Annotated in this window: 15 protein-coding genes; 5 read left to right on the top strand and 10 right to left on the bottom strand. The window is 54.7% G+C overall.

Features of this window, described 5'->3' with window-relative positions; translation table 11 throughout:
* Nucleotides 1-91 precede the first annotated feature (91 nt).
* The 8 genes from pstB to HOV93_RS01000 form a co-directional block, all read right to left on the bottom strand.
* The gene (pstB, locus tag HOV93_RS01035; RefSeq protein WP_207394585.1) at nucleotides 92-946 is read right to left on the bottom strand and encodes a phosphate ABC transporter ATP-binding protein PstB; all 855 of its coding nucleotides are present in this window, start codon (nucleotides 944-946) and stop codon (nucleotides 92-94) included.
* Between the two features lie 54 nt (nucleotides 947-1,000).
* Nucleotides 1,001-3,511, bottom strand: a complete 2,511-nt coding sequence (locus HOV93_RS25535) for a phosphate ABC transporter permease PstA (RefSeq protein WP_235989658.1) — start codon at nucleotides 3,509-3,511, stop codon at nucleotides 1,001-1,003.
* Nucleotides 3,508-6,162 carry an ABC transporter permease subunit gene (locus HOV93_RS26290; RefSeq protein WP_207394584.1) on the bottom strand — a complete coding sequence of 885 codons (2,655 nt, stop codon included), beginning with the start codon at nucleotides 6,160-6,162 and terminating at the stop codon, nucleotides 3,508-3,510. Before HOV93_RS26290 ends, HOV93_RS25535 begins: the two co-directional genes overlap by 4 nt.
* 169 nt (nucleotides 6,163-6,331) lie before the next feature.
* A complete protein-coding gene (locus HOV93_RS01020; protein WP_207394583.1) occupies nucleotides 6,332-7,303 on the bottom strand; it encodes a PstS family phosphate ABC transporter substrate-binding protein in 972 nt (323 codons plus the stop codon).
* A gap of 337 nt (nucleotides 7,304-7,640) precedes the next feature.
* Nucleotides 7,641-9,392 carry a hypothetical protein gene (locus HOV93_RS01015; protein ID WP_207394582.1) on the bottom strand — a complete coding sequence of 584 codons (1,752 nt, stop codon included), beginning with the start codon at nucleotides 9,390-9,392 and terminating at the stop codon, nucleotides 7,641-7,643.
* A gap of 1 nt (nucleotide 9,393) precedes the next feature.
* Entirely contained in the window at nucleotides 9,394-10,713 is a 1,320-nt protein-coding gene (locus HOV93_RS01010) for a DUF1501 domain-containing protein (RefSeq protein WP_207394581.1), read from the bottom strand.
* Nucleotides 10,714-10,724: 11 nt separating this feature from the next.
* Complete coding sequence (locus HOV93_RS01005; RefSeq protein ID WP_207394580.1) at nucleotides 10,725-12,293, bottom strand: DUF1549 and DUF1553 domain-containing protein; 1,569 nt, start codon at nucleotides 12,291-12,293, stop codon at nucleotides 10,725-10,727.
* A 188-nt stretch (nucleotides 12,294-12,481) separates the two neighbouring features.
* Nucleotides 12,482-13,156 carry a hypothetical protein gene (locus tag HOV93_RS01000; RefSeq protein WP_207394579.1) on the bottom strand — a complete coding sequence of 225 codons (675 nt, stop codon included), beginning with the start codon at nucleotides 13,154-13,156 and terminating at the stop codon, nucleotides 12,482-12,484.
* 315 nt (nucleotides 13,157-13,471) lie between these two features.
* Between HOV93_RS01000 and HOV93_RS00995 the strand changes: the two genes are divergently transcribed.
* Nucleotides 13,472-14,953: a Gfo/Idh/MocA family oxidoreductase gene (locus HOV93_RS00995; RefSeq protein ID WP_207394578.1), complete on the top strand. Its 1,482-nt coding sequence runs from the start codon at nucleotides 13,472-13,474 to the stop codon at nucleotides 14,951-14,953.
* A 209-nt stretch (nucleotides 14,954-15,162) separates the two neighbouring features.
* Nucleotides 15,163-15,819, top strand: coding sequence for an SDR family oxidoreductase (locus HOV93_RS00990; RefSeq protein ID WP_207394577.1), 657 nt, complete (start codon nucleotides 15,163-15,165; stop codon nucleotides 15,817-15,819).
* Nucleotides 15,820-15,869: 50 nt separating this feature from the next.
* Here the strand turns inward: HOV93_RS00990 and HOV93_RS00985 are convergent, their stop codons facing one another.
* The gene (locus HOV93_RS00985; protein ID WP_235989657.1) at nucleotides 15,870-16,787 is read right to left on the bottom strand and encodes a cation diffusion facilitator family transporter; all 918 of its coding nucleotides are present in this window, start codon (nucleotides 16,785-16,787) and stop codon (nucleotides 15,870-15,872) included.
* Between the two features lie 39 nt (nucleotides 16,788-16,826).
* Nucleotides 16,827-18,623 (bottom strand): ABC-F family ATP-binding cassette domain-containing protein, encoded by a 1,797-nt coding sequence (locus HOV93_RS00980; RefSeq protein WP_207394576.1) that lies wholly within the window; start codon nucleotides 18,621-18,623, stop codon nucleotides 16,827-16,829.
* A gap of 203 nt (nucleotides 18,624-18,826) precedes the next feature.
* Between HOV93_RS00980 and HOV93_RS00975 the strand changes: the two genes are divergently transcribed.
* The 3 genes from HOV93_RS00975 to HOV93_RS00965 all read left to right on the top strand — a co-directional run bounded on the left by HOV93_RS00975 (nucleotide 18,827) and on the right by HOV93_RS00965 (nucleotide 22,201).
* Nucleotides 18,827-20,506, top strand: coding sequence for a pentapeptide repeat-containing protein (locus HOV93_RS00975; RefSeq protein WP_207394575.1), 1,680 nt, complete (start codon nucleotides 18,827-18,829; stop codon nucleotides 20,504-20,506).
* A gap of 268 nt (nucleotides 20,507-20,774) precedes the next feature.
* The gene (locus tag HOV93_RS00970; protein WP_207394574.1) at nucleotides 20,775-21,752 is read left to right on the top strand and encodes an HD-GYP domain-containing protein; all 978 of its coding nucleotides are present in this window, start codon (nucleotides 20,775-20,777) and stop codon (nucleotides 21,750-21,752) included.
* Nucleotides 21,722-22,201, top strand: a complete 480-nt coding sequence (locus HOV93_RS00965; RefSeq protein ID WP_207394573.1) for a PilZ domain-containing protein — start codon at nucleotides 21,722-21,724, stop codon at nucleotides 22,199-22,201. Before HOV93_RS00970 ends, HOV93_RS00965 begins: the two co-directional genes overlap by 31 nt.
* Nucleotides 22,202-22,235: the final 34 nt, after the last annotated feature.

The raw sequence follows: 22,235 nt of genomic DNA, 5'->3' as shown, positions 1-22,235 counted from the left end.
TTCTAAAGGGCTAGCGTTCCGGGAAGTTGTCGATCGTTTCAGCAGGACATCCTCGTTGGTGGCCATTCGCCAAAATGAGCAGGCGTAGCTTCTAACCAAAACGACCCGTCACGTAGGCGTTTGTTTCTGGTAGTTTGGGTTTGGTGAATATATCAACCGTCGGGCCGTACTCGACGAGCCGGCCCAAATACATGAACGCGGTGTAATCGCTGATTCGCGATGCCTGCTGCATGTTGTGGGTGACGATCAAAATCGAATACTCGCCACGAAGCTCGCGAATCAAATCTTCAATCTTGCCGGTGGCGATTGGGTCGAGTGCCGAGCACGGTTCGTCCAATAGCAAAACCTCCGGCTCACTCGCGATGGCTCGTGCGATGCATAGGCGTTGTTGCTGACCGCCGGAAAGGCTCAAACCACTTTCGTGGAGCCGGTCCTTCACTTCGCTCCAGATCGCGGCACCTTTGAGGCTATGTTCGCAAACACCTTCAAGCACACTGCGACTACGTTCGCCGTCGATGCGCAAAGGATAGACGACGTTCTCGAAGATACTCATGGGGAATGGGTTAGGTTTCTGGAAAACCATGCCCATGCGTTTGCGAAGCTCGATCACGTCGACGCCCCGGTCGCAGATCGATTGATCGTTCAGAAAGAGATCGCCCTGGATACGAACGGTGTCGATTAAATCGTTCATCCGATTAACACTTCGCAGCAGGGTCGACTTGCCGCATCCCGACGGCCCGACCAACGCCGTTACCTGACCTCGGGGAATGGGCATGCTGATATCGAAAAGGGCCTGTTTGTCTCCATACCAAAGGTTGAAGTTCTTGATTTCCAGAACCTTTTCTTCGTGAAAGACGGCATCGTGCATCACAGGAGCAAAGTCGTGCCCCTGGGCGATCAATTCGAGCCGGCTTGTTTCTGAAGAGGTTGATTGTGGTTGACTCATGGAGTTTGGCTTCTGCTAGTCCAGGTAGGCGAAACGCGAATGCTCAATGGCCGTCTAAAATTGTCCGGAATGAAATCGTTTTCTAAGTCGGGCACGAAGCCATATCGCGAATAGGTTCAACGTGGCGACCACCGTAATCAGTAATAACGTTGTCGTGAAAACCATCGGTTTGGCAGCTTCGCTATTGGGGCTTTGAAAGCCTAAATCAAAGATATGAAAACCGAGATGCATGAAGCTTCGGTCTAGGTGAACGAAAGGTGCGCTGAGGTCGACGGGTAATTCTGGTGCAAGCTTGAGCACGCCGACCAGCATCAGGGGAGCGACTTCGCCTGCCCCGCGAGCCATCGCCAATATCATTCCCGTCATGATGCCTGGTAACGCATGCGGCAACACAATGCGGCGAATCGTTTGCCATTTGCTGGCACCACAGCCATACGAGCCTTCGCGAAGCGAATTGGGTACGGCGGCCAAGGCTTCTTCGGTAGCGACAATCACCACCGGCAAGGTCAACAACGCCAGCGTTAAGCTGGCCCATAGCAACCCGCCTTTGCCAAAGGTTGGGTTGGGAAGATTGGCTTGGTAAAAACCATGGAAGTCCGGCGTGAAAGCCACCAACGCAATGAATGCGATTGTTGCCAAAATCCATAGCAGCAGACTCGCGATTCCTAGCGTAGGGGTTCGCATCCGCGTGAGTACTTTTCGACTGCCGAGGGAATATGAGGTGGTGAGAAATGCCGTAAAAGCAACAATGGCCAGGCCGGCGGCCATTAGCCACCACCACAGTTTCGGAATGCTTGGTAGGTTCGCATTGCCTGGACCGCCATCGATGTACGCACCGACCACGAGGATCAAAAAGCCATAGCCGAACACGCCAAATACAATGCTGGGAACCCCAGCCAAATTGTTGATACTGATGCGAATAATGCTGACGATCGGGCCGCTCTTGGCGTATTCGCGAAGGTACAGAGCCGCCAAGACGCCAAAGGGTACGACGATCAACGACATGATCATGGTCATCGCGACCGTGCCCCAAATTGCGGGGAAAACGCCCCCTTCTGAGTTCGCTTCGCGAGGGTCAGCAAAAAGAAACTCGCCCCACCTCGCGAAATAGACTTCCAAGCGACCTGTCCAGTCGAGTTGATTGGCCGGAAAGGCGCGGACGATGTCTCCTAGTTTCAACTCGGCTTCGGTGCCTTGTGCGGTGGTGGCAAACAAGCCGAAACGATTGTTGCGCTCCTCGATTTGATTGATCCGTTCCTGAATCGCGGCAATCTGGTTATCGACATCAAAGCGAACATTAACAAAGTGGTATACGGCTTGCTTGGCTGCGGGGGGGACCTGCTCTAATAGCTGAGCAATTTCATTGAGCCGGGCTTTGATGCGTGATACTTCGGCAGTTCGCTGAGAGTTTAATGCGGCAACAAGGTCTGGGCCGACCTTCGCCATGGCAGAGTCCTTGCCGAGGAGCCGCGTTGCCCGTTCCACGATTCGAATGTCTTTTTGTTGGTCTGCCTGGATCGCTTTCAACGAGATCATCAGATTATAGGTCTCGTTGGCAAGGCCTTCGACGAAAACGTCGTGGGTGAGCTCTTGCTGACGAAGTTGAAGTCGGGCCTCTTCCTGGCTTCGGCTGCTCGCACCGACTTCATGCTCCGAAATACGTTCAATCGTATGAACGCTTTCTTGGGCGGAAGCATGGTGCTGCTGGTAGGCATCGTAGGTTGCCTGAGGTCCTTGAATGACCTCTCGGATTTCAATCAGATTCTGGTTGTCTTCTACTTCAGCAAGCGGAATGATTTCCCCGGTTTCCGTGACCCCGACAAGATCTTTTTGGCCGTGATGATTTTGAGTGATAAAGCTTCGGGTATTCTCCACTTGAATCGCATCGAGCTTGTCCTGAATCGATCCGATCTCCTGCTCGAGCGAATCGAGCGTTGCCGTCCACGCGGATAGCGCTTCGTCGTCTTGGGCATCAGGCCCTGTCAGGCTCGATTGGTTGTTGGCAAAGAAAGAATGGATATCGCTCAGGTCATCTTCGTCCGAAGAGATAGGGCGAGTTTTCGAGATAGTGAACTTATGCGGAGTGCCGACGAAACGTCCCAGGGTCTTGCGTTCAAAGAGCATTGCCCACGTGGGCATCGTAGGAGCTGTCTCGGAACGCTCGTCTTGGGTGACCCATTGGTAGGTTCCGTTTTGGGGGGCTTGGAACTCGAAATTATCAGTGCGGTATTGCCAGCGATGGGATGACTTCGGTGGGGATGTCGCGTTCTCGTTTTGATCTGCCAAGTTGCGGCTGACGGTATAGTCTTCCTCGGCGGTCAATTCCCCCATCAAGACCGAGCCATCTTTCAGCGTGACCAGATACAGCCGACCTGGCCAGAAGCTGGCCATTCCTTGATAGATAATTAGGCCCAAGAGACCGAAGATCATCAAGAGAGCCAAGGCCAACGCTCCGCCAGAGAGCCAGATCATTGGTTCTCCCTGGGAAAGAATGGTAAGCCCCGGCCGCGTCTTGCGTTGATACTTCTTGACGTGGCTGTTCGCATTGTCCTGAGGTTGGCTCATAGTTGGTAGGCCCGCCTCCGGAAGTAGAGTCGAACGACCTCTGCGACCGTATTGATAAGGAAGGTCAGCAGGAAGAGAACCAAGGCCGAGAAAAACAGCACACGATAGTGCGAGCTACCTTGAACCGCTTCCGGCAGTTCGATCGCGACGTTGGTGCTGAGGGTCCGGAACCCGTTAAAGATATTCCAGTCCTCGATCGGTGTGTTGCCGCCAGCCATGAGAACAATCATCGTTTCGCCGGCGACACGTCCTAGGCCAATCATCAGCGCTGAAAACAAGCCACTCATGGCCGTCGGAATGACAATCCGCACCGTCGTTTGCCAATGGGTAGCACCACATCCCAAAGAGGCGGATCTCAGGTGAGAAGGCACACTCGAGAGCGCATCGTCGGACAGCGTGTAAATGATCGGAATTACCGCGAAGCCCATCACGAAACCGACGATCAAGGAATTGCGTTGATCAAATTCGCCGATGTAGGTGCCTCTTGGATCCCAACCGGCGAGGTCTAATAAAGTTCCCAGTGCATAGGCCATTGAAAAGGTCACGAGCGAAAAAAGCAAAAACTTGCCCAGGCTCAGTAGCGCGAAGGTGAATCGAGGTGCCATGGCGACGCTACCCCGCCAAAACGAATTCAACACGTACACATCCAGAACAGAGATGACCAACACACAAAAGGGAATCAAGATCAGCAACCAGCCGCCCACCCCAGAGCCTTGCTCGGGATGCACAAGCCAGAGTTTGATGTTGCCCAGGAACAGCCACTGTTCAATCGACGGACCTAACCAGTAGGCAAGATAGATTCCGAGAACCAGCACCGGAGTGAGAAACCAAAGTCGGTAGGGCTGAAGTCGAAGCGTAAAAGTTTGCGGCATGATCTGCCACAAAAAGGCCCCAAGCAAGATTGCAAACGGGACTGTGAACATCGACGCCAGGCACGCTGGGACAACCTTCTCGGCGACCGGCGCAAACACGAGTGCCGCCAGAAAACCAAGCACCACGCTCGGCAAACTGGCCATCATTTCGACGGTTGGCTTAACAAGCCGTCGGGTTCGACGCGTGCTGAACTCGCTGGTATATACACCCGCTAACAGTGCCAGGGGGGCTCCGAATAGCATCGAGTAAAAGGTTGCCTTGAAGGTGCCGGAGATGAGCGGATAAAGCGAAAATTTCAACTCATCCTTCGTCTTAGAGGAAGAGCTTTGCCACATATTTAGCGGCTCGGCGTAGCCTTCGTACCAAACCGGTAAAAAGAGCGACGACAACGTGATATCGGGAAAGCCAGGGGACAACGCGAAGTGAGCAATCTTGTCGCCGGCCTCGATAAACAGTCCGTCGTCGCGAGGAGCGATTCGAGCAAGACCCACTTGGCCACCCTCAGGCATCATCAGATCAGCGACGTGCTTTTCCGTGGTCATATGAAACAGCGAGCACTGACCGTTCGCATATCCAACAATAAACATGCGGCTGCGCGACGAAGCTCCAAAGGCACTGACTGCTCCGGGGCCTGGGGGAAAGACGTGGGCACGCACAAGAGCAAACCCATCCGAACTATTTCGATGGGAAAACCTCTCATCGTTTCGATCGGATAAGCGAATCTGGAACCAGCCGGAACTGTTGCCTTGGCTGTCCCCTGCGAACAATGTCTCGCGGCCCAGAACCCAATCGCAAACGGTGAGCGAGACGCCGGGATCTGGCACCAGGTCGACCGTTTCGGCGAGACGGATACTGTCTTTGTTGCGGATGTCGTAACGGCTCAGTTGTCCCGATTCTTCGACCGCTAGAACATTATTTCCAAGACCATCGATGAGTATGAACTTGGGCACGCTGTCGTTGCCGGGTATCGGGGGAAGATCATAGAGCTTGGTGTCGAGTTTGGTTTTGCCGGTGAGTAAACTCTTCTTTTCGTTGACAACGCCAAGTTTTAACGTGTTTTCGCCGTCCATCGCAGCGAATGTAATCGACTTGCCGCCCAGGTTCGATCGCGCGTTTGCTTGAGGGAGATGATCTAGCAGCACGATTGCCGAATCGCTCACCTCAACGGGATCTCCGAGTGTCCATTCGACATTTTGTGCCCGATACTGACCCTGGGGCGTCATCTGCACGACGCCATCGTTATAGATAACCGTGTCGCCAGGATGCGAGAAGTGCTTGCTCGAAACGCTGTCGGTTTGTTCGACAAACCAACTCTTGATTTCGACCGGGTCCACAAAAGTTGTCTTGAATTCGACGTTGCCGACACGCACGTTGCCGTTGTCCATCCCTAAGACGAAATCGGTTTCTCCTGTCGAGGTCGAGATCGATGTGACTTCACCGTCGTCGAAGAGCTTTGTTTCTTTGACAACCTCGAACGCGAGTGGGCTCATCGATTTCGCATCGGCATCTTCCGGATCTGGTGGAATCAGCCGGACGACCTTCAGGGTACCATCGTTGGTGATAAGCCAGCCCATGGTTTGATATTCGTTCAGTTCAAAGTGAACGATTTCGCCAGAGATCCAGGGGACCTCTCGTATGTTGAGTGGTTTGATCGATGCGCTGCGAAAGAGCGGAAGAACCTCCATCAGCAGAACGAGAGCCACTAAGCAGACGGCGACGATCGTACCAATTCCACCGACCGAGATGACACCTTCGGACAAAATATCTGACCAACGCACGCTCCAGTGAGTTTTTAGTCTGCGTCGTCTTCCGGTGAATCTTGGCTGAGTGCCACTCATGAAAAAGCGAGAAACGTGAGATGTCGATGGAAATAGGAAAAAGCCCGCGATTCTCAAGTCGATTGAAGGACACTGAGGCCGGGGCTCAAACGATAACCAGGTTGGAACGTCAGTTTTTGATACCGACCTTTTCTAACTGGGCCTCAGCGATAATAGCTGGAATGGGTAGGTAGCCATCTTTCAACACGGCCTTCTGGCCTTGTTGGCTATAGACGAATTTTAAAAACTCGCGGCGGAGTGGGTCTAGTGCACTGCCGGGACGGTGGTTTACTCCGACAAACAGGAAACGCGATAAGGGGTAGTCGTCGGCGTTTTCGGCCGTCGGCTCGACGAAATCGCTGTCTTCAATGGATATCGGTAGAGTGCGAACATCTGAGGTTTTGTAACCGATACCGCTATAGCCAATGCTGAAACTGTCTGTCGCAACTCCTTGCACGACCGAAGAGCTGCCTGGCTGCTCCTTGACCGACGGCTTATAGTCGCCACCCAGAAGTGCATTTTCCTTGAAGAACGCGTAGGTCCCGGAAGCCGAGTTACGACCATACAAGCTGATTGGGGACTGCGCGAATGCACCTCGTACGCCCAGTTCTCCCCAGCGGGTAATGTCGTTCTCGGCACCCCATTTACGATTAGTTGAAAAGATCGCGTCGACCTGAGCAAGCGTCAGCCCAGCGATCGGATTGTCCTTATGAACATAGACCGCCAGCATGTCGATACTGGTGCCCAGTTCGGTTGGTTTATAGCCGTAGCGTTTTTCAAAATCGTCGATTTCGTTGGCCTTCATGGGGCGGCTCATTGGGCCGAATGTCGCGGTGCCTTGGATCAGCGCCGGAGGAGCGGTCGACGAGCCTTTGCCTTCGATTTCGATTTGGACGTTCGGATAGATCTCTTGAAACCCTTCCGCCCAGAGGGTCATCAGGTTGTTCATCGTGTCTGAGCCGATGCTCTTGAGCGTGCCTGAGACACCCGAGACACGCTGGTAAACGGGTAGCTGCGGATCGACTTGCAGTTGCGCCAGCAGCACTCCAGGGCAAACGCACGCCAAGAGCAAAGCAATCACAAATGTGTGGCAACGCAACATTAGGTCAAATCCTTCCGGCGGCGGGGCAATCACAAATCGGAGGTGCATCCAGGGCACCACGATTTCGAAACGAAGAGAAATGTGCCTTTACAATGCGCTAACACTAGGAAAAGCTCGTTTTAATCCGATTTAGTTGGTAGAGAATCAGCAGAATTCTCGGTGTTTAGGGCCATTTTATCAATGGTAAATCTTCTGGCATAAGCACAGACAAAGAAAGCCCTGGCATCTTTTGAGTGGCTATATTTACAAAACCTTAATGATGTAGCCAGTTTGCAGGGCTCTTTCGGGGGGGCGGGCTGATTGTTCGGGGCCACGGACTACAAAGAAATGATGCCCGTCAGAATAAGTCCGGGCTCGAGAGGACTTCCGCGTCGGTGATAAAGCCATCGTGATTGGTGTCCAACTCGGAGAACTGCACGGCAGTGCCCAGGAACTCGCGAGGACTGATATCACCGTCTCCGTTGTAGTCCATGCCGTGGAACCAGGCAGGCGTCAGGTTATTAGTGACCGTTGCCCCCGGGGACTCATTGTAAAGTTGAGGTACCTGCGGGTTATTGTCCTGATCTCCCCGGAAGAATTCAAAGACCAAGAGAGTCGGAATCTCGTCGAACTCTATCGTTTGCGATTGGTCGACATCCATCCCGGCGAGTTGCGACGCGAGTTGCTGAAGCTCTCTGGCCGATAAACGGGCATCTCGATTCGGGTCAATCGCACGAAACAGCGGGTCATCTCCGTCGATCCCTTGCAAGCGAATGTGACAGCGCTGAATCCAGTTCCGCTGCAGAAGCGAGGCTTCCAGTTCCTCGACGTACAGCTTTTCGTCCTGGTCATTATCGGCCAACGCAAAGTCGATGTTGGTGCCTTGCTCGGGCAGTTCGGTTTGTTCGAGATAGCCATCCTGGTTGCCATCGTAAAGTTGCAACAGGCTTTTCGCTTGCTGACCGGCAGAATAAATGTTCGCGTTGTCCCGAGCGCGAAAGACAAGCCAGTCCGATCGCAAGTTAACGGCCACTTCGTTTGTGCTGGTGATGGGTTCACTGGAAGACTTTTTGAAGGGAATCATAACCATTCGCTGCTTCTTCAAGTCTCCACCAAAGCGAATCGTCAATTCGTATTCAGGAGGTAAACCGGCAAGCTTGGGCAGTTCATCGTTGCGGAGTACACCATCCCCGTCGGCGTCGATCGTATGCAGCAAATTATCTTCCGGGAACTTATCGAGTTGCAGCCTTGCGCCTCGCTCGTAGTTTTCCTGCATCGCGTAAAGGAGATCGTTCCAGGGGGTATTCTCGTCGAGGGTGAACATGCCTTGCCCGCCGAAAAAGCGGCGCCGGTCTCCGCTCCGTGTCATGTCGTTCATCGAACGTCCCGAAGCCGTGATCAGTTCTCTCGGAGTGACAATCTCGTCGTCGTCCAGGTCGCGCAAACGCAGGCGATTGGCAGCCGAAGTGATCTCGTCACTGTCGATGACGCCATTCTCGTTTTCGTCGAGCAGTTGCCGCAAAGGGGAATCGGTCCGACTGCGATTGACCGCATACGATGTCCGGCGAACGGAAAAAGCTTCGGTTCGTGCGCTGTTGCGACTGACCAGCCGGGGGACTTCGGCGCGATCGACCCAGCCGTTGCGATTGGTGTCGTATCGATCAATATTCTGCTTTCTTTGACGCGGGTCTTCGAACGAGAGATTGCCAAATTGGCCGCTACGCAGCTCAGGTTGATCTGCCAGTTCATCCCAAGTCGCTTGGCCATCCTGGTTCGAGTCGGCTAGAGAAAGGACATGGTCGACCAGTTCTTCTAAGGCTTGGTCGTACGGTTTGTCGTCGATCCAAAGAAGGACATCCACGCGGATGGGCCCCTGCGAAGTAAAGACAAGCAATCGTTGCGGCTTAACGTAAGGGTCTAGCTTGAAGGGGAGCCCAGCCTGGGGGACTGCCATGCCTTCGATCGAGATCGCTTCGAGCGGGTCTACTGTTGGTTTTGCAATCGGAAGCGGGGCTGGTTTAGCTGGAGGGGCCTTGGCGACGCGCTCGTTGCAACCGCCGATACCCAGCACGAGGAAAGTTAGAACGAAGTGTGAGAGTAACGCTCGCATGTTACGTCAAAACCTGATCGATGGCGTTCCCCTCGGAAATCTTGATGGGGCGGGCCTGGGGAGAATAGTGCTCGGTCGCCGGGTCGACACCGACGGCCTGACACAGGGTCGCCAGTAGATCTTGAACCTCCGTCTTCCCTTCGGTGACCTCTTGGCCGGCTTCATCTGTCTTGCCATAGGCCTGACCGCCGGCGATGCCTCCTCCAGAGAGAACGCAGGTCCAGGCGTCGGGGAAATGATCGCGACCAGCCGTACCATTGATATTGGGAGTCCTGCCGAACTCGCCCATCCAGCAGATGGTCGTCGATTCCAAAAGGCCTCGCTCATTCAATTCACGCAGGAGAGTGCTCCAGCCTTGATCGAGTTCTTTCGAGAGTCGTTCGACGGCGGGGAAATTGCCTTGGTGGGTATCCCAGCCCAGACCGCTTCCGCCGAGCGTTACTTCTACAAAAGGGACATCACGCTCGACCAGACGGCGGGCAATCAGGCAGCCTTGGCCGAAGGTACCTCGTCCGTAAGACTCGCGTACTTCGCTAGACTCTTGCGAAAGGTCGAACGCAGAGGCCGCGTCGGGATGCATCATTTTGACGGCCGATTGAAAGATGGTCGCTTGGGCCTGGGCGGCACCGGAAGGATGCCGCGCGAGAAATTGATTCTGTTGATCATTCCACAGCGCAAGCCGCGCCTTATGTCGCTGCGCGTCGATCCCCGGCGGAAGCGAAAGGAAATCGACCCCCAGGTCGGCCATGGCCTCGGAATCGTCCGCAGGCGGAGTGTTTCGAGAGCCAACGGTTGCCGCCGCGTAACGTGGCCCTAAAAAGCCAGGGCTCAACGCGTTACCGTTGAGCAGGCCACTCGGATTGACCGCCACATAGTTAGGAAGCATAGACTGATTGTCTTCAAGCGCCTTCGATAGCGAAGCACCGATCGATGGGTAGTTGAGTGGGCCCCCAGGACGTTGCCCGGTGTGCATGAGATAGGTCCCGCGCAGGTGATCTCCTTCGCGAGTGCTCATCCCACGCAGTATGGCCAGCTTGTCGGCCTGCTTCGCAAGTCCGGCGAAGTGTTCGCTAAAGCGGAGGCCCGGCACATTGGTTTTTGTTTCTTTAAACTCGCCCCCGTTAGCGTGCCCCGGTTTCATGTCGAAGGTATCGGTTTGCGTAGGACCACCGGCCATCCACAGCAGGATACAACTTCGTTTGCGGTTGGGATCCGAGCCGGCGGCAGATGCCAATTGAGGAAGCCACGAACAACTGGCTGCCCCCAGCATGCCTGCGGTCGCTTGCAGGAATCGACGTCGCGAATCGGTCGAGGCGTTCATCGAAGGTCCCTTTAGTGATTCAACATGAATTCGGCGCTATTGGCCAGAACCCACAGCACATCCCCCAATGCTGCCGATTGCTGGTCCGGTGGTGCTTGCTGCAGAAACTGCTTGTACCGCTTTAGTTCGTCTGCATGCGGCGGGCGGCTGTAGGCTGCGAGAAACAGCACGTTGAGTCGCTGCTGGTCCGAAAGGAAAGGAGCGGACAAGGCCTTGAGCAGGCCACTCGTTTCCGGCGAAGTCGCAGTGGATACAGGCGGACCGTTCATGACGGCCAACGCTTGAGGCATCCCGGTATCGAAGAACGTGCGGTCTTTGCTGGCCGTTCGCAAGCGTGCAACAAATTGATCGCGGTTTACGTCCATGGACATTTGTGCGACATCACTTTTCAGTAGACCGACCTTGATCAACGCGTCGAAAAGCTGCTCCGGCGTGAGCGATTTGACCGCCATCCGCGCAAATAGTTCCGGTGGTGCTTCCGAGTCGGAAACGGCTTCGCTGCTACGGGCATACGTGTCGGTGATGGCGATCGTTTGTAGCAGAAGTCGTAAGTCGAATCCGCTTTGAATGAAATAGTCGGTAAGTTCCTCTAAAAGCTCGGGGTGGCTGGGAAGATTTTGAGGGGACATGTCATCGGCCGGATGAACAATGCCACGTCCCATCATATGCGCCCAGGCCCAGTTCACCGCACGCCGCGGCATGAAGGGGTTGTCTCGCGAGACCATCCAGATGGCTAACTGCTGACGACGTGTTCCTCCGAACGAGGCGTAGTTCGCATCGCTCCCGGGAAAGGCTGGCGGAACGACCTCGTCCGTTTCCGGAATAGTCACTTCCCCGACGTTGCGATCGACTATGTCGAATCGTCCCAAGCCGACGTTGTTGACGTTGTCTGGCCTCTCGAGCTGGGCAAAGAAGGCCGCCAGAGCCCAAAAATCGTGCTGCTTCCAACGATCGAACGGGTGATCGTGACACTGGGCACATTCCAGTTGCAGCCCTAGGAAAATGCGGGACGTCTCGGAAGCCAGCATCTCAGGCTTCAAATCTTGCACGGCATAGAAATAACCAGGGCCGTCACTTCCCTGGGTCGCGGTCAGGAACTCTTCTACCAGACGGTCGTACCGCACGTTCTGGCTGAACTTGCCCCGAAGCCAAACCTGGAGGCCGCGCTCATTCTGTAGTCGCTGCGGCTCGTCAGATGGTTCAAGCACCAGCGATCGCCAGGTGTTGGCCAGGTGCGTTGGGTGAGCAGGAGATTTGAGCAACTGGGCAATCAGTTGCTGGCGTTTGTCGGGGGCATCGTTATCGAGGTAGGCCCTTGTCTGGGCGACGGTCGGGATGTTGCCGACCAAATCGAGATAAGCCCTGCGGATGAATTCACCATCAGTGGCAAGCGGAGCAGGGCTCAATTTTTCACGGTCGAGCTTGGCTTGCACGAGCGCATCGATACGGGCCGCCATCGCTTGCATTGGGCCGATCTCTTCCGGCACATCCGCAGAGACGTCTTGCGCCAGAACAGCCGTGGACCACGCAAGCAGCGAAAACAGGACGAAGCTTGCGGGCACATGCGTGATGCGAAGCATGGTTCCGCCTTGAAAATAGATAAGAGAAGGGCTCAATCGATCAAGAGATACGCGGTACCTCTTAATGCGGGTATTTTATCAGTTTCTTTTTCACCTGATAAGCAAAATGCCGTGATTTACAAGGAATAAATGCTCGCCGGATGAGGGTGCCGAAACTAGGGTTCGGCACCCATCCTCTTGCGATCGGATTACTTCTTATCGCGAGCCTTGGCTTCCGCAGCTGCTATGGAACGACCGCGAACCGCCTCGACTTCCTGAGCTTGACCCCAGGAGTAAAGCATGATCCCCAGGATTAAGCCGAGTAAGCTAGCAGACAACACGGCGAATGGGCTTTGAGTAAAGGTCGAGTTTTGGGCGGCTGCCTGGGTGGTAAGCACTAGGCCGACCAAACTGATGACGAAGCTCAGCGCGTCCGAGAGGATCTCGCTAAAGCTGAAGCCCATGTGGGCAAACACCACCAACTTGCCAATGACCAACTGCAAAGCAAAGCCAATCACGCCGGCCAACATCAGCGCAAAAGCAAGCCAGTGAAACGCAGGAAACTCGAGCGCTTCGGCGACCATGTAAATAGGCGTCAGGATCCCGGCGCTGGTTTCTTTCGCCGTTTCCGAGTCGTCGACTTGTTTGGCAATTCCTTCCAATTGCTCTGGCAGTTCGCCGGCCGGTTCGTTCACCTCTTCCGGCTTCGCGAGCTCTTTCGCGTCGTCGCTTGGCGCGGCTTCAGCAGCCTCAGGTGTGCCTGCTTCGACGGTTGCAGCTTCTTCCGCTGGGGCCGGAGCATCGGATTCTTGTGCCCAGGCAGACGATTGAACAACACAAAATACAAGAGCGATCAACAAGATCGACGCAACAAGACGTGACATGATTTCCACCTCCGCTTAACAAAAAAGCTGCAATGACGAGAGACGCCGTACCCTGGGATTCTACCCCTTGCGAAGGGTGGTGAATCGTAGGGTTTAAGTGGGTATTCGGCAATTTCACAAGAATCTTGGCGAAAACTAACCGAATCATGATGTGTGCAATATGGGGTCCTCGCAGCAGGTTCTAGCCGTGAAACGAGCGAGACTTACGCAAATTGGTTATTGCGTTCAAGCGTCTGGCTTGGTTTTATAGAAGATGCGACTTATCTCGCCAGAATCCACATTTAACCTGCCTACTGAAGATGGAGACCCTCGCTCATGAGTTCTTCCGATGCTACGCGTCGAACCTTTCTTAAGTCCACCGCAGCCGGCGTCGCAGCCACATCACTTGCGATGCAAGCGCAGAAGTCGCAAGCCGCCGATGCCAATTCGAAGCTTCGGATTGGTTTCGTAGGTGTGGGCGGACGTGGTTTTGGTGCCCACGTGAAGAGTCTTTCTAAGATCGCCAAAGAAGGCGCCAACATCGAACTGGTCGCCGTCTGCGATGTCTACGACAACAACCGCAATCGGGCTGCCGACTACATCGAAAAGGAAAACGGCGGCAAGGTTGCCCGTTACGTCGACTTCCGTGAGATGTACGCCAAGGAAAATCTCGACGCCGTCAGTATCGGTACTCCAGACCACTGGCATGCCATTCAAGCCATCGAGGCCATGAAAGGCGACATGCATGTCTATTGCGAAAAGCCAATGGTCAAGCAGGTCGAAGACGCCATCGAGTTGGTTAGCGTCTGGAAAGATTCCGGCAAGGTGATGCAGGTTGGCGTGCAGGGAACGAGCCTTCCGGTTTGGGACGCCGCACGCGAAAAGATCGACGAAGGCCTGCTGGGCAAAGTCCTCATGTATCAGACCGAATACTTCCGTAACTCGGATATCGGTCAATGGCGGTATTACAAGTTGTCGAAGGATATGACGCCCAAGACCGTCGACTGGAAACGCTTCCTCGGTGTCGAAGAAGGTTTGGCCGAAGATCAGCCGTTCGACCGAGCTGTATTCGCCCAGTGGCGACGCTTCTGGGAATTCGGTAGCGGTATGTTCACCGACCTGTTCGTGCACCGCACCACGCAAATGATGAAGGCAACCGGCCTGCGTTACCCGGCCCGTATTACCGGAAGTGGTGGTTTGTATATCGAATACGATGGCCGCCAGGTGCCGGATGTCGCGACCGTTGTGGCCGAGTTCAATGAAGGCTGCCAGGGGCTCGTTACGGCCACCATGGCCGCTTCCGAAACGCCCGTACAGCAGTTGATTCGTGGGCATAACGGCTCGATCATCTTCGAGAACCCCAGTGCTTCCGAGTTCACGTTCGTTCCAGAACGTCCGCAGGTAACGCACATCAGTCCGAAAGACCTGCCGTACGAACGACAGGTTATCAAGACCGACAAGCAGGCACCTAAGGATCAAACCAAGGCCCACTTCGAGAACTGGCTCGCAGCGATCGAAGACAACACGCCGAAGTCCTGCAACAACCCGCCAGACTTGGGTGCGGCAGCGATTGTGTTGGTTAACTTGGGTGCGCGTAGCTACCGCGACGGCAAGATCTATCGCTTCGACGACGAGACGATGACCATCAGCGAAGCGGATGGGTCGTGGTCGAAGAAGTGGGAACAGGTTTCCAAAGAACGTGGCAAGCCTGAGCACATCCCAGGCTGGAAAGGTGGCGACAAAGGGTCGACGATCAACGATCCTGACCACCAGAGCCTCGAAGGCCCATGGGTCGACGGCAAAGATCCTGCTGCTTAATAGCGACGTCTTCTACTAATTTGAAAGCAAAACGGCATCTCTGCGGAGATGCCGTTTTTCGTGCGCCGACGGATCATGTCTGGGTAAGCAAGTCGGGGTGCTGGCTATTAACTCGCAAGGGTTCGCTCTACCATGAGGGAAATCCTGGAGGCAAACTTGTTGGTTGCAATGGATCGTGCGGAACGCGTTGCGTACTAGAAGGAGAAAACATGAGTCACGTTTTCATCATTGGTTCGACCGGAGGTGTGGGGTCTCGCTTGGTGCCCAAACTGATCGAAGCAGGGCATGCTGTAACCGGCCTGCATCGTAAGCCAGAGCAAGCCGAGACGCTGCAAGCGACCGGGGCCAAGGCATACTTGGGGGATATCATCGACATGTCCGCCGAGGACCTCACCGCTGCGACCCAAGGGTGCGACGTTCTGGTCTTTTCCGCCGGCGCCGCAGGCAGCGGCCCCGATCGTACCACGGCCATCGACGGAGCCGGTGCCGTCAAGATGATGGATGCTGCCAAGGCGAATGGAATTCAACGTGTGTATTTGGTTTCCGTTTTTCCCGATGCAAGACGCGATGCCGAACGCAAGGAAGGCTTCGAGCACTACATGCGTACCAAACGCATGGCCGACAATGCTTTGGCTGCCACTGATTTAGACTGGGTTATCTTGCGGCCGGGGACTTTGGTGACCGAAGAAGGTGACAGCAACGTCAACGCCGGTTTGGCAATTCCCTACGGCAACGTGGCTCGGGGAAGCGTCGCCGCGTTTCTGGCTGAACTGATCGAGCGTCCAGAGATTCGCCGCGAAATTATTGAACTAACCGATGGTGACGTAGGTGTGAAAGAGGCCGTCGCGGCGCTGGTTCGTAGCTAAGTGCTGCATGCGTCTCAAGCGACTTTAAATCGATATCAATCCGAGGCGTTCTAAGAATCGGGCTCGTTGGCCTCGCATGACTGGTTGGGTTCGAGATGAACTAAGACATCTCGCAGGGTGACGAACTTTTCCCGAAGCCGATCTTTGACCTGATGTCCAATGCGGTGTCCTGCAGCCACCGTGAGTGTCGGTGCGACTTCGATATGAATGTCGGCGAAGAACTCGAGACCCGATTTGCGGACCCACAGCGTTTCGATATCTTCCACTCCGGGAACTTGCAGGGCTTCGCTGCGAATCTGATTCAGGAAGCCCTGGTCGGCTTGGACGTCCATCAATTCGTGGGCACCAGATCGGAAGAGATGAATGCCTGACCAGATAATCGCCGCCACCACGATTAGCGATGCAACCTCGTCGGCCGGCATCCAGGCCTCGCCCCCGAACCGAATCGCAGCCAGCCCCAATAAGACGGCAAGCGAACAAAGTGCATCGCTGCGATGGTCCCAGGCATTCGCGATAATGGCGGCTGAATTGGTGCGTCGACCCACGCGAACTTTGTAATGATAAAGTCCTTCCTTGATCACCACGTTGAGGCCGGCGATCCATAGCGTCCATGTCGCTGGAATAGGATGCTGAATATGGATGCGCTGTATCGCTTCCCATCCCACCAGTAACGCGGAAAGGACAATCAGCAACGCTACGTTCGTCGCTGCGATCGCTTCGGCTCGGGAGTGGCCGTAGGGGTGCTCGGCATCCGGCGGATGCTGGGCGATCCGTAAGGCAAACAAGATCACCACCGTCGTAACGACATCGCCAATTGAATTGACCGCATCGGCAATCAGCGCAAAGGAACTACCGACAATGCCAGCGGTAAGCTTCACAATGCCCAATAAAAGATTGACCACCAAGCCCAGGGTGGCGGCTCGTGTCACTTCGCCATAGACGCGCGAAATAGAGGGGTGGCTGTCCAAAGGGTACTCTCTTAGCGGGCCGCATTCCTAAGGGCTCCCTTAGTTTTCCTCGAAATCTTCCAGCTGTTCCTGGTACTCAAGCCATTTGCCTTCCATCTCGGCGATTTCATCGGCAATGGTGGTGAACTTTGCGTGCACCTTCTGGGCTTCCTTGGGGTCGGTGATTTCCAGCAATTGCTTGTTGAGGGCCTTGCGTTCGTCGTCGAGTTTGGCGATCTTGCTTTCCAGCTTGTTGACTTCCTTGCGAGTCGCTCGGGCCTCTTTATTGCGCTGTTTGCGTTCTTCTTTGGCCAGGTTGGCGTCGCGTCCGTCGCCTAATACGGTGGCAGCGACCTGATTGCCATCTTCCTGTTCGATTTCCTGGCTTAGCCGATAAAGGTAATGTTCGTAGTCGCTGGGAATGTGGGTGACTTTGCCGCCGCTGACTTCGATGATTTGCGTAGCAATTCGGCGAACGAAATAGCGATCGTGGCTGGTGAAGATAACGGTACCGTTGTAGTCGTCCAGTGCTTCACAAAGTGAGTCGACCGTCTCCACGTCTAAATGGTTGCCAGGTTCGTCAAGAATCAGAATGTTGTATTTGCCCAGCAGCAGTCCGGCAAGGCAAAGCCGGGCACGTTCACCACCGCTGAGGACTTTGACTTTCTTCTGCACGTCGTCGCCACGAAAGAGGAAACTGCCGGCGACGCTGAGTACTTGTTGATGATTGATGGATGGATCGCGGATGCCAAGTAGATAGTCTTCGACGGTTTCATCAGACGGCAGTGTCGAATAAACATGCTGGGCGTAGATACCAATTTCGGAGTTGTGTCCCCATTTCACTTCGCCATCCTTGGGCGTCAGCGAGCCAACCAGCGTGCGGAGGAAGGTCGTTTTTCCCTGGCCGTTGTCACCTACAACTGCGGCCCGGGCACCATGTTCAATGTCAAGCGTGATCGCGTCGGCTACGGTGCGGTCGGAATAGCCAATCGCGAGGCTTTCGCAGCGCACTGCCGTTCCCTTCTTGGCGTCGACCTGCGGCACTCGAATGTAGGCGCTCGCTTCATCTTCTTCGATTTCAATGAACTCGAGTCGGTTGAGTTGCTTTTGCTTGTTCTTCGCCTGGGCGGCCGTGTTGGCGCCTGCTCGGTTTTTATCGATAAATCGCTTTAGCTGCTTGGCCTTGGTCTTGGTGGCGGCGTTTACCCGCTCGTCGTGCAGTTTGCGTTCGTCGCGGTACTCGATGTAATCTTCGATACTTCCGGGGTAGAGGGTTAGCTTGCCTCGGGAAAGCTCCAGAGTTTCATTGCATGTTTGCTTCAGAAAGCCCCGGTCGTGCGACACGATCAGGTAGCCACCTTTATAGCTTTTGAGAAACCGCTCGAGCAGCATCTGGGTACGAATATCGAGAAAGTTCGTCGGTTCGTCCAGAATCAAAAACGTCGGGTCGTGAAGCAGCAGGGCCGTTAACTTGACACGTGTTTGCCAACCGCCGGATAGGCTATGCACGGGAGCATCGAGCATGGCCCCTTTGATCTCGAAGCGGGCAGCAACTTCACCACATTTCCAGTCGGGCTGATCGCTATCGCGCATCAGAAACCCAACGACCGTTTCGCCTTCGAGAAAGGGATCGTGCTGGCGGAGGTATCCCAGGCGTGTCTTGGGATGGAGAACCACCTCTCCCTTTTCTAGCTCTTCAGTTCCTAAGATGGCTCGGCAGAGGGTCGACTTTCCGGCACCATTTCGCCCCACCAGGCCGACCTTGTGATCGTCGGTAATGGAAGCGCTGGCGCTATTGAGAAGAACCTTATGGCCAAATCGTTTCGTCGCGTTCTGGATGTTAATAACGGGGGGCACGGTTGCAGTTTATCGTTCTAGAGTGGGTTTCAAGCAAGTCGTAACGTGATCTTCATACAGTGCGACTACCGAATCTTGTGCGGTGACCGTATTCTAGTGGCTCTCAAGAATTTAACACCTTAGTGGGGTCTTCTAGGCCGTTATCAGCCAACGCTCCGATGAACAAGTCGCAATCACTGGTAATTGTTGCGGAATCCGCGTCCGTGTCCAAGACGGCTTACAACGAAGGCAAGCTAACGCCTGCTACGTTGGCCGATTTGAGGGGGAAGCATCCCAATTTTACGGGGGATTGGGTGCATTTGGTTCACTTTGAAACCGCGCTTCGCAAGCCAAACACCGATCCGGACCGTTTCGCGGCGTGGAATCATTGGCGGCATGAAATTCTCGAAGGGACTCAGCCGCAGGACCAAGTTGTTCACCTAGAGGGGATCTCGCTGCGGAGTGTCGACCTACGCGGGATTCACCTGGAGGGGGCCGTACTGCGGGACGCGACCATTGCGGCCAGCGATTTCCGCGGGGCCCGGCTCGCCGGAGCGGTGCTTCAGGAAGCGAATCTTTCGTTCTGCGATTTTGCAGAAGCCGATATGACTGGCATTCAACTGCAAGATGCCAACCTCGACCATGCAAACTTGCGATCGGTCACCCTTGACAAGGCGAATTTGAATGGGGCGCTTCTCACCTCGGCCAAGGTCAAAGAGGCTCGCTGCCATGGGGCGTCGTTCGAGCGAGCTAAGTTGATCGGTGCCAATTTCACCCAGGCCGATGCCGCCGGAGCAAATTTTCATCGAGCAAATCTGGCGGATCTGATCTTTGAGGAGACCTGCCTGGACCGAGCCAAGTTGACCGAGGCCGATCTGAATTATGCGAACTTGCAGAACGCGAGCCTCAAGAAAGCGGAATTCCAGCGAGCCAATTTGCACGGTGCAACAGCGCATGGAGCCGATTGCGAAGGAGCGGACTTTACTGCGGCCATCTTGCGACAAGCAAATCTGGGCAACTGTAATCTGCGCGGAACGCGTGGCCTGTTGCTGGATCAAACGTTTGTCAGCGGCGGAGAGTTTGACGCCAAGGCAGATGATCCTTGGACCAAGTTGGTACAGACCTACACCTGGAAAAAGTTGGTGATCATCGCCTTGGTGTTCTGCATCTTGTGTGTTCCTTACTTCATGGGGAATTATTTCAAGCCGCCCAAGGATCTGATCGAGCGACCTATCCCAAAGCAAGTTGAAGAGATCGCCGGAAACTTCTTCAAAGTGAAACACACTGATTACGAAATCGATGAGTTTCTACGGTTTCGCTACGATAACTACTACGCACCGATGGTCCGTAACCTGAGCAGTCCATCGACTTGGGTGTATCTTGCGATGGGGGGAGTCGACGGGATAATTTTCGCGATGACTGCCATCGCAATCTTGGTGTGCCTGGTGCAGCGAATTGCCCTGACTCGGAGTGTCCGAGGGTTGCACGCGGCCAACGCAGGCTTTCGCCGTACACCCAAGTTGGAAGAGTACATGGGGCCGTATAGTCCGATTGGCGAAGAGCCCCGCGGATCTTCGTATGCGTTGGTCAAATGGCTGCAGGGTCACTTCATCGAGATCCAGCCGGAAAATGGCCCGTCGCAGTCGTCAGCCCGCCCTTTGCGCTGGCTGGGGCTACCCAGCTGGTTGCTCGCCGGCATGCAGGCCATCAAGCCGCTGTGGAAGGTGACCTCTAGCGTCTTGAAGCGAAGCCCACCTCCATCTTGGATCGATACGCTCGGTTTGACTCGGATTGATCGTATGAATCAATCCCTGACCTGGGCGATTCTTGTGATCATCTTGTTCATGCTGTGCCGTCTTGCCATCGAGCTGATACTGGGCAATCAGCTAACCCTAGGTGGGTAAGTTTCTCTTGCGTCAAACGTGCAGGGGGGGACGCTACCCAGCCGACCCTCTCGATAGTGGGTGTAAGCATTAAATGCCCACGTAACCGGTACGATTGTTACTGTCAGACCGGTTTGGCCCTGCCGCCAGATGGGATTCCCGCAAGACAATCGCGAATCAATCCGTAGTTGTCAGATCGACCTTTGTTTTGACCTAATCTTGAGAAGTCTCAAATACCCTAACGCAACGGGGCGTTTCCCGGTACGGCACCTAAGATTAGACCTGAATCATGGCATCCTCTTCGACCATCGCTATGCAGTGCCTCGGCTACACGCCGATTCCAGTGGCATTGTTAACTGCTGACGAGGTACCTGCGGTAGATCTATATCGCAAAGATGCGGAAACCGGCCGGCTTCGTTTGTACCGCGCTGCGAAACTACCGATGAAGTCGGAAGATCTCCAGCGCCTGACCGAAACTAAGACCAACTGGCTTTATGCCACCGATATCGATCACGAGCAAATGCAGCGATTCATACGTCGCAAGCTCGACCAATTGATTCGAGACGAGACACTCTCGCTACGCGACCGCTTTGGTCGGCTAAACCAGGTTGTCGAAGGAATCCTAGCGTCCGCTTTCGAATCGGATGATACCGACGAAGTCATGCGCAGCGCCGGCAATATTTCCGCGATGGCCGTGCGCCTACTTTGCCGCGACGATATGACTGCCGGCGACTTGATTTCGCTTTTGCATCATGACTACCAAACGGTCACGCACTCGCTGAATGTCTCGTACATGATGGTTGCCCTGGCTCGCGACTTACGCCTGGTCGGCAACGACGAACTACCTTCGGTGGCTGCCGCAGGCATATTGCACGACATTGGAAAGCTCTCGGTGAGTGAACGCATTCTGACCAAGAGCGACCGACTACAACGCCGCGAACAACGCATCGCACAGAAGCACCCGGCATTGGGATTTCGACGCCTGGGAAAACGAACGGATATTTCATTCGCCCAATTGATGGTCGTTTATCAACATCACGAACGAACCAATAGCAAGGGCTATCCGGTTGGTGCCACCGGCGAAGAAATCCATCCGTGGGCACGGCTTTGCAGCGTGGTCAATGTCTTTGAATCGCTTATCAGCAATCGTCCCTATCGCGGACGCTATTCGTTGACCGAAGCGATCTCGATGATGGATCAACACTTATCGGACGGCTTGGATCAGGAAATGTATCAATGTTGGAAACAGTCTATTCGCAAAAAATGAAGTTGCTTTTGGACCGGCTTCGTTGCCGGATTCAATTGCCCGACCAATTTGCGGACTTGGAAAACCGCCGTGGTGTGCTGCCGGCGCAAGCGCTCGATATGCGACATACCACGCGTCTGTACTGTCCTGGTAAATTGCTGATCGAATCGTTTGCGTCGTTACCATCGGTACCCCGCAACCATCAGTACGTCGTAGGCTATTCGGTCGATATTTCTTCGAGCGGCATCCGTTTCCTGCACGACACGGAACTCTACCCTGGCGAACAGGTAACGCTGTGGACTTCTGCTCAGCGTCTGACTTGCACCGTCATCCGCTGCCGCCGATTGAATGAGCTTTGCTACGAAATCGGCTCTTCGTTTATCGACGATGATCCGAGCCTCGAGGCCCCCCAAGATGTCGAAAATCCGGAACAAGATCGTAGCCACCGGGGTGAAGATTTCTTGAATTGATCTCGATTTTAAATCAGAGCCTTCTCAAACGGGC

The organism is Bremerella alba (genome assembly GCF_013618625.1).
Classification (GTDB): Bacteria; Planctomycetota; Planctomycetia; order Pirellulales; family Pirellulaceae; genus Bremerella; species Bremerella alba.
Note: the sequence above shows the minus strand (reverse complement) of the source record. Positions and strands in the feature narration are given on the sequence as shown.

Bases quoted from the DNA above. Each gene is read 5' to 3' on its own strand.
- pstB (WP_207394585.1), bottom strand. From the start codon at position 946: ATGAGTCAACCACAATCAACCTCTTCAGAAACAAGCCGGCTCGAATTG.
- HOV93_RS25535 (WP_235989658.1), bottom strand. From the start codon at position 3,511: ATGAGCCAACCTCAGGACAATGCGAACAGCCACGTCAAGAAGTATCAA.
- HOV93_RS01020 (WP_207394583.1), bottom strand. From the start codon at position 7,303: ATGTTGCGTTGCCACACATTTGTGATTGCTTTGCTCTTGGCGTGCGTT.
- HOV93_RS01015 (WP_207394582.1), bottom strand. From the start codon at position 9,392: ATGCGAGCGTTACTCTCACACTTCGTTCTAACTTTCCTCGTGCTGGGT.
- HOV93_RS01010 (WP_207394581.1), bottom strand. From the start codon at position 10,713: ATGAACGCCTCGACCGATTCGCGACGTCGATTCCTGCAAGCGACCGCA.
- HOV93_RS01005 (WP_207394580.1), bottom strand. From the start codon at position 12,293: ATGCTTCGCATCACGCATGTGCCCGCAAGCTTCGTCCTGTTTTCGCTG.
- HOV93_RS01000 (WP_207394579.1), bottom strand. From the start codon at position 13,156: ATGTCACGTCTTGTTGCGTCGATCTTGTTGATCGCTCTTGTATTTTGT.
- HOV93_RS00995 (WP_207394578.1), top strand. From the start codon at position 13,472: ATGAGTTCTTCCGATGCTACGCGTCGAACCTTTCTTAAGTCCACCGCA.
- HOV93_RS00990 (WP_207394577.1), top strand. From the start codon at position 15,163: ATGAGTCACGTTTTCATCATTGGTTCGACCGGAGGTGTGGGGTCTCGC.
- HOV93_RS00970 (WP_207394574.1), top strand. From the start codon at position 20,775: ATGGCATCCTCTTCGACCATCGCTATGCAGTGCCTCGGCTACACGCCG.
- HOV93_RS00965 (WP_207394573.1), top strand. From the start codon at position 21,722: ATGTTGGAAACAGTCTATTCGCAAAAAATGAAGTTGCTTTTGGACCGG.